Below are 6,921 nucleotides of genomic sequence, written 5' to 3'. Positions count from 1 at the left end.
GGGGCGGCCGAATCCGCTGGTCCAGGTACGGTTGCTGGCGCCGGACGGCGTCGAGGTGCCGGTGGGCGAGGTGGGGGAGATCTGCGCGCGGGGCAAGACCCTCTTTTCCGGATATTTCGCCCGACCCGACTTAAATGCGGCTAAGTCAGCGTACGGCTGGCACCACACCGGCGACCTCGGCCGCCGCGAACCCGACGGCACCATCACCTTCATCGGCCCCAAGCTGCGCATGATCAAGTCAGGGGCCGAGAACATCTACCCCGCCGAGGTGGAGCGGGCGCTCACAACACATCCGTCGGTGGCCGACGCCGCCGTCATCGGGGTGCCCGACCCCGTCTGGCAGCAGGCGGTCAAGGCCGTCGTCGTGCTCCACCCGGGCGCGGCGGCGACGGGCGAGGAGCTCATCGGGCACGTCAAGGCGTCGCTGGCGTCGTACAAGAAGCCTCGGGAGGTCGTGTTCGTGGACGGGATCCCGAAGCGCGGTCCCGCACCCGACTACGACGCCCTCGACGCCACGCACGGCGGAGGCGGCTATCCGGGCGACTAAAATGCAAGCCAACTATCAACTGATGGGCTACTCTCATATTTATGCGACTTCCCATCGAACGCCACCCGGAACACCCCTTCGACCCGCCCGCCGGTCTGCGCGGGCTGCCGGCGATGAGCCGCCTGGATTTCGCCGACGGCCACCTGGGCTGGCTGGCCACCACCGACGCCGCGGCCCGCACGGTGCTCGGCGACCCCAGGTTCAGCGCCCGCCAGGAGCTCAAGCACGTCGCCACGCACTCCTCACGTCCTGGCGGACCCGGCCACGCGGCTCCGCCGGGCTTTTTCGGCACCATGGACCCGCCTGAGCACACCCGCTACCGCCGGCTGCTCACCGGCCAGTTCACGGTGCGCAGGATGCGCCTGCTGGAGCCGCGCATCGAGCAGATCGCCGCCGAGCAGCTCGACGCCATGGCCGCCGCCGGGCCACCCGCCGACCTCATGACGGCGTACGCGCTGCCGATTCCGTCCATGGTCATCTGTGAGCTGCTCGGAGTCCCGTACGCCGACCATGACTTCTTCCAGGAACGCAGCTCGCAGCTCGCCATCCCCGGCGGCGACCCCGCTGCTGTCGGCGACCTGACCGCCTACCTGCACGAGCAGGTACGGCGCAAGCGCTCGGCGCCCGGCGACGACCTGATGAGCGGCCTCACCGCCGACCTGACGGACGAGGAGCTGACCAACCTCGCCCTGCTCCTGCTCGTCGCCGGCCACGAGACCACCGCCAATATGCTGGCCCTCGGCGTGTTCGCGCTCCTGGAACAGGGCACGCCCCCGGAGTCCGTCTCGGACGACGCCGTCGAGGAACTGCTGCGCTGGTTGTCGATCCTGCACCAGGGCGGGCCGGCCCGTACCGCGCTCGAGGACGTCGAGGTCGCGGGCGAGCTGGTCAGGAAGGGCGAGACCGTCGTCCTCTCCCTGCCCGTCATCAACCGCGACCCGTCCGTCCACGACGACCCCGAAACGCTCCGGCTCGACCGCGGCGGCGCGCGCCGGCACCTGGCGTTCGGCCACGGCGTGCACCAGTGCCTCGGGCAGCAGCTCGCCAGGATCGAGCTGCGCATCGGCTACCGCGCCCTGTTCGAGCGTTTCCCGGGGCTGCGGCTGGCCGTCCCCGCGACCGAGGTGCCGCTGAAGCACGACGCCACGGTGTACGGCGCCACCAGCATGCCCGTGACCTGGCCCACGAGCTGACGAGGGCGGTCACAGGACGGCCAGCGGGGTGAGCGGGCTCCCGGTGCCGCCCTCGATCCTGAGCGGCGCCGCCACGAACACGAAGTCCGTACGCCCGGCCGCGCCCAGCTCCTCCAGCCAGAGCATCTCGATCAGGTGCACGCCGTGCCGGTGGAGGAGGATGAGGTGCAGGTCGTCGGCGAGGTCTTCCTCGGCGCGACCGCGCGCGTCGAGCCCGCCGATCGCGGCGTTGTCCGCGGCGACCGCCGCGACGTCGTGCGCGGCCAGCCACCGGCCGGCCGAGGCCGACAACCCCGGCTGGCCCGACCAGTACTCCTCGCGCGAGCGTTCCCACACCAGCGGCCAGCCCGTACGGATCACCGCGACGTCCCCCGGCCGCGGGGTGGCGAGGCCGGCCAGCAGGTCCGCCGTGATCCGGTGACCGGGCGGCAGGTGGTCGAGGCCGAGATGGCGAGGCACGTCGAACAGCACGCCCCTGGCGACAACCCCGCCCACCCGCTCGATGCCGCAGCGGGTGGCGCCGTAGGAGCGCACCCGGGCCGCCGGGTGGCCGTTGTAGAGCTCGTCGCCCGACCACATGTGGCACAGCGCGTCCATGTGGGTCGTGGTGCCGTGGTGGCTCACGACCAGCGCGTCGTCGGCCACCTTCAGGCCCTCGCCGATGGGCCGCGCCCCGGCCGCGTAGTCGCCGCCGTCCACCGACATGAAGTGCTGCGGCAGCGGGCGGCCCGGCAGGTGCGGGACCGTCGTGGGCGCGGGCGAGGAGGTGGCGCCCCTGATCGGCATGGCCAGGCTCAGCACCTCGCCCGTGGTGGCGCTGCGCAGCGCGTCGAGCACCACGGCGGGGGTGAGGAGGTTGAGAGTGCCACGCTGATCATCTGGGCCGAATCGTCCCCAGTTGTTAGGCTCGTCTACCACTGAGCTCCCCTTTCTCCGCGGAGGTCTGATGCACTGCGATCCCCGGTTCTCCGGCGTACGCGAGGTCTTCGAGCGCCATTTCTCCGACGGCGAGGAACTGGGCGGCGCCCTGGCCGTCTACCTGGACGGCGAGCTGGTGGTCGACCTGTGGGGCGGGGTCGCCGACCGGCACACCGGCCGGCCGTGGCAGCGGGACACGCCCGCGTTCGTCTACTCCTGCACGAAGGCGTTCACCGCCGCCGTGCTGCTGCAACTGGCGGAGCGGGGGCAGGTTGACCTCACCGCGCCGGTCGCCGACGTGTGGCCCGAGTTCGCCGCCGAGGGCAAGGCGGCCGTCACGGTCGAGCAGGTGCTCACCCACCAGAGCGGGCTTCCGGTGATCGAGGATCCCGTGCCGGTCGAGGAGTTCGAGGACCACGCGGCGATCGCGGCCAGGCTCGCCGCCCAGGCGCCGCTCTGGGAGCCGGGGACGGCGCACGGCTACCACGCGCTGACCTACGGGTTCCTGCTGGGCGAGGTGATCAGGCGGGCGACGGGCAAGACCGTCGGGGACCTGGTCGCCGCGGAGATCGCCCGCCCTCTGGGGCTGGAGCTCTGGATGGGCGCGCCGGACAGCGTGATCGCGCGTACGGCGCGGCTGCAGGCGGGCGAACGCGCCCAGGCTCCCGCCCCCACGGAGGCCGCGGCGGGCGGGCGGGCGAACGACGTGCTGGCCGAGGTGACCAGAGCGGCGCAGGACCCACAGAGCCTGATGAACCGGGCGCTCGGCAACCCCGGCATGCGCCTGCTCAAGGGAGGCGCGAACCATCCGGTCATCCTGCGCGCCGGATGGCCGGCGGCGGGAGCCGTCGCCACGGCGCGGGGGCTGGCCGGGTTCTACCGGGCGCTGATCGCAGGCGAGCTGCTGCCTGCCGGCGCGCTGCGCGAGGCGATCCGTCCGCGCGTGAGCGGCCCCGACCGGGTGCTGCTCCTGGACACCTCGTTCGGGCTCGGCTTCATGCGGCCGTCGCTGACGTTCTTCGTGCCGTCGGCCGGCGCGTTCGGCCACACCGGCATGGGCGGCTTCATCGGCTTGGGCGACCCCGAGCGGGGCCTGGCCGTCGGCTACGTCATGAACAGGATGGCCGCCGCGCTCTCCGGCAACCTGCGCGGCGTGCGCCTGGTGGAGGCCGTCTACCGGGCCCTGTGACCGCATGGGCTCAGTGCATGGTCACGCCGCCGCTCACCGACAGGATCTGCCCGGTGATGTAGGCGGCGCGGTCCGTGCACAGGTAGGCGACCAGGCCGGCCACGTCGGCCGGCGTGCCGAGGCGGCGCAGCGGGATGCCGCGCGCGATCTTGCCGACGAGCTCAGGCTCGGCCTGCGTCACCCTCCTGAGCATGGGCGTGTCGGTGGGGCCGGGGCAGACGACGTTGGAGGTGACCTGGGCTCTCGCGGCCTCGCGGGCGAGCGTCTTGGCCAGCCCGAACAGCCCGGCCTTCGTCGCCGCGTACGCGCCCTCGCCGCCCGAGCCGGCCCTCGCACCGTCGGAGGAGACGAACACCAGCCGTCCCCAACCCCTGCCGAGCATGCCGGGCAGCAGGAGCTTGGTGAGCAACATCGGACCGCGCAGGTTGACCTGCCACATGAGGTCCCAGCTCGCCGGGTCGCTCTCGATGAACGGCTGCACGACCGACACCCCGGCGTTGTGCACCAGGATGTCCACCGGTCCCACCGCTTCGCAGAACGCCTCGACGGACGGGGGCGCGGCCAGGTCGACGGCCAGCGCCCGCGCGCCGGGCAGGCCGGAGGCGACCTTCCCGGCGTTCGGCAGGTCCACGTCGGCGACCACCACCAGGGCGCCGAGCGCGGCCAGGTCGGCGACGACGGCCGCGCCGATCGCGCCCGCTCCTCCGGTCACCACCGCGACGCGGCCGTCCAGGCCCAGCCCGTCCATCATGCGCCCGTCCGCCCTGTCTCCGTCCGCCCTGTCTCCGTCCGCCCGGTCTCCGTCAGCGCCGCCCAGGCCTCGGTGAGGTCGGCTGTGGCGGCGCGGGTCGCGAGCAGGCCGATCGTGTGCCTCATCACGGCCCGTGCGTAGTCGTCGGGGATGCCCGCCACCGCGTCCTTGACCACGGTGACCCGGTAGCCCAGGTTGACCGCCTCCAGGGCCAGCCCGGGGATGCCGAGGTTGAGCGAGACCCCGGCAGCGACGACGGCCGTGACGCGCAGCGAGCGCAACGTCATGTCGAGCGAGGTGCCGGTGAACGGGGAGAAGCCGTGGTGGCGCCGGCTCTCCAGGTCGCCGGCGTCCCGCAGCTCGGGGACGACCTCGGTGGCGGGCGTGCCCTCCAGCATGTGCCCGGGGTCCTTGAGCAGGGAGACGATGAACGGGCAGTTGCCGGTGTGGGAGCCGGCCCGGTCGGGGCGGAAGGCGGCCGTGCAGTGGATGACGGGGATCGCGGCCGCCCTGGCGGCGTGGAGGAGGCGGGCGGCGTTGCCGATGACGTCGTGACGGGTGCATGCCTCCACCAGCTCCGGAAATCTCGTGAGATCGCCGACGACGCCCCGCTGCATCTCCATCATGAGCACGGCTATCCGCTCCACCGGCGACCTCCGCACATTGGTTAGCCGAGCGCTTGCTTGGGTACCGTCGATCAGCATAGCACCGGCACTCCCCCGTCATCCGCGATTGACGTCGGGCGAAATTTCTGGACTCGTGACAACCGGAACCCCGGGTGAGACCGTCGAATCGAAGACGGCTGCCTGATGGGGGTAGGACTTGGTCCCTGGTTACCGTGAAGTACGCCAGCTCGGCGCCGGCCGTACCGGCCGCGTGTTCCTCGCCACCTACCAGCAGACCGGCGCCTACGTCGCGATCAAATATCTGAACGCCACGCTGCGCCGGGACACCGAGTTCATGGACCGCTACCGGGCCGACACCCACGAACTCGTCGAGATCGACGACCCGAACGTGGTCAAACTGTACGAATACGTCGAGACGCAGGCACGGGCCGCCATCGTCATGGAGCTGGTGGACGGCATCACGCTGCGCACCCTGCTCACCGAGCACCGAAGGATCAGCCCGGAGGCGGCCCTCGCCGTGCTGAAGAGCACGCTGCTGGCCCTGGGCGCCGCCCACGAGCGTGGCGTACCGCACCGCGACGTCAAGCCGGACAACATCCTCGTCCAGGCCGACGGCACCGCCAAGCTGGCGGACTTCGGCGTCGTGGTGCACGCCGAGGAGCCCGGCGTGCCCGCGGGCAGCCCCGAGTACATGGCGCCCGAACTGTGGACCCAGGGCAGGGCGGGCCCGCCCGCCGACGTGTACGCGGCCGCGTGCGTCCTGTTCGAGGCGGCCAGGGGGCGGCCACCCTACCGGGCGTACAAGGAAGGCGAGAACGGCGAGCTCGACGTGCCCGCGCTGCGGGACGAACACCTGGTGGAGCCGGTGCCCGTCGAGGTCGCCCCCGACACGCTGCGCGACCTGCTCAGGCGAGGGCTCGCCAAGGACCCGGCGCTCCGGTACGCCTCCGCCCGGCAGTTCGCGGCGGAACTGGAGGAGGACGCCGTCGCCGCGTACGGCCCCGACTGGGAGAAACGCGGACGCCGCCACCTCGCCGAGCTGGCCACCCTGCTCGCCCTCCGCTTCCCGCTGGCCAGGACCGACCACGCCGCGACGGCCGCGTCCCGCATCCGCGACCGCATGCCGCGGGTGCCCCGGCTGCCTCCGCACCTGTGGGTGGCGGGCGCCACGGTGGTCGCCGTGGCGATCTCGCTCATGATGTCGGGCGGCCGGCTGCCCCCCGGGCCGGGCGCGATCCTCATGCCGCCGCCGGAGACGCAGAGCGTGCAGGAACCGACCCCCGCCGACGCCACCACGCCCGGCCCGGCCAGGTCGTCCGCCGCTCCCCGGCGCACCACCGCCGGGCCCACGCCCGCGCCTCCCCCGCGCAGCGCCTCGCCGCCGCTCCCCACCGCCCGGCGCTCTTCCGCCCCTGTTCCCGTCGTCCACGCGGCCGGCATCGTGCAGTGGAGCGGCACGGCCGGCGCGATCCAGGTCTCGGCCGGCGGGACCGGGCCCGTACGGCTGCGCATCTCGTACACCCGCAGGGACGGGGACGCGGGCGCGGCCAGGACCGTGCGCAGGGAGTCCCGCACCCTGCGCGGCCGTACCGCCTACACCAGCACGGTCGCGCACGATCACGGGGGCGTGGCGTGCGGGCGGCGGGCGTACGTCGGGATCCTCGTGATGACGGAGCCGGCGGCGAGCAACGGACCGC

Annotated in this window: 7 protein-coding genes; 4 read left to right on the top strand and 3 right to left on the bottom strand. The window is 72.9% G+C overall.

Translation table 11 applies throughout. The features are described from left to right. A partial coding sequence (locus tag E1267_RS41740; protein ID WP_165960099.1) for an AMP-binding enzyme occupies window positions 1–547 on the top strand: 547 nt, incomplete at its 5' end. Window positions 548–588: 41 nt separating this feature from the next. Beyond that, window positions 589–1,740 (top strand): cytochrome P450, encoded by a 1,152-nt coding sequence (locus E1267_RS41735; RefSeq protein WP_132341534.1) that lies wholly within the window; start codon window positions 589–591, stop codon window positions 1,738–1,740. 9 nt (window positions 1,741–1,749) lie between these two features. Here E1267_RS41735 and E1267_RS41730 read toward each other — a convergent pair whose 3' ends face one another. Next, a complete protein-coding gene (locus E1267_RS41730) occupies window positions 1,750–2,658 on the bottom strand; it encodes a cyclase family protein (RefSeq protein WP_132341532.1) in 909 nt (302 codons plus the stop codon). Window positions 2,659–2,686: 28 nt separating this feature from the next. Between E1267_RS41730 and E1267_RS41725 the strand changes: the two genes are divergently transcribed. Beyond that, complete coding sequence (locus E1267_RS41725; RefSeq protein ID WP_132341530.1) at window positions 2,687–3,847, top strand: serine hydrolase domain-containing protein; 1,161 nt, start codon at window positions 2,687–2,689, stop codon at window positions 3,845–3,847. A 10-nt stretch (window positions 3,848–3,857) separates the two neighbouring features. Here the strand turns inward: E1267_RS41725 and E1267_RS41720 are convergent, their stop codons facing one another. Further along, window positions 3,858–4,595: an SDR family NAD(P)-dependent oxidoreductase gene (locus E1267_RS41720; protein WP_132341536.1), complete on the bottom strand. Its 738-nt coding sequence runs from the start codon at window positions 4,593–4,595 to the stop codon at window positions 3,858–3,860. Then, the gene (locus E1267_RS41715; protein WP_246064672.1) at window positions 4,595–5,245 is read right to left on the bottom strand and encodes an isochorismatase family protein; all 651 of its coding nucleotides are present in this window, start codon (window positions 5,243–5,245) and stop codon (window positions 4,595–4,597) included. Before E1267_RS41715 ends, E1267_RS41720 begins: the two co-directional genes overlap by 1 nt. 175 nt (window positions 5,246–5,420) lie before the next feature. On the opposite strand from E1267_RS41715, the gene E1267_RS47540 reads away from it, so the two are divergent. Next, on the top strand, window positions 5,421–6,921 hold a 1,501-nt coding region (locus E1267_RS47540; RefSeq protein ID WP_132341526.1), incomplete at its 3' end, for a serine/threonine-protein kinase.

The sequence above is a fragment of the Nonomuraea longispora genome (genome assembly GCF_004348345.1).
In the GTDB taxonomy this organism is placed as follows: domain Bacteria; phylum Actinomycetota; class Actinomycetes; order Streptosporangiales; family Streptosporangiaceae; genus Nonomuraea; species Nonomuraea longispora.
This window is presented reverse-complemented; position numbering and strand designations above follow the sequence as displayed.

Coding starts and splice junctions, on each gene's coding strand:
- E1267_RS41735 (WP_132341534.1), top strand. CDS start 589: ATGCGACTTCCCATCGAACGCCACCCGGAACACCCCTTCGACCCGCCC.
- E1267_RS41725 (WP_132341530.1), top strand. CDS start 2,687: ATGCACTGCGATCCCCGGTTCTCCGGCGTACGCGAGGTCTTCGAGCGC.
- E1267_RS41720 (WP_132341536.1), bottom strand. CDS start 4,595: ATGGACGGGCTGGGCCTGGACGGCCGCGTCGCGGTGGTGACCGGAGGA.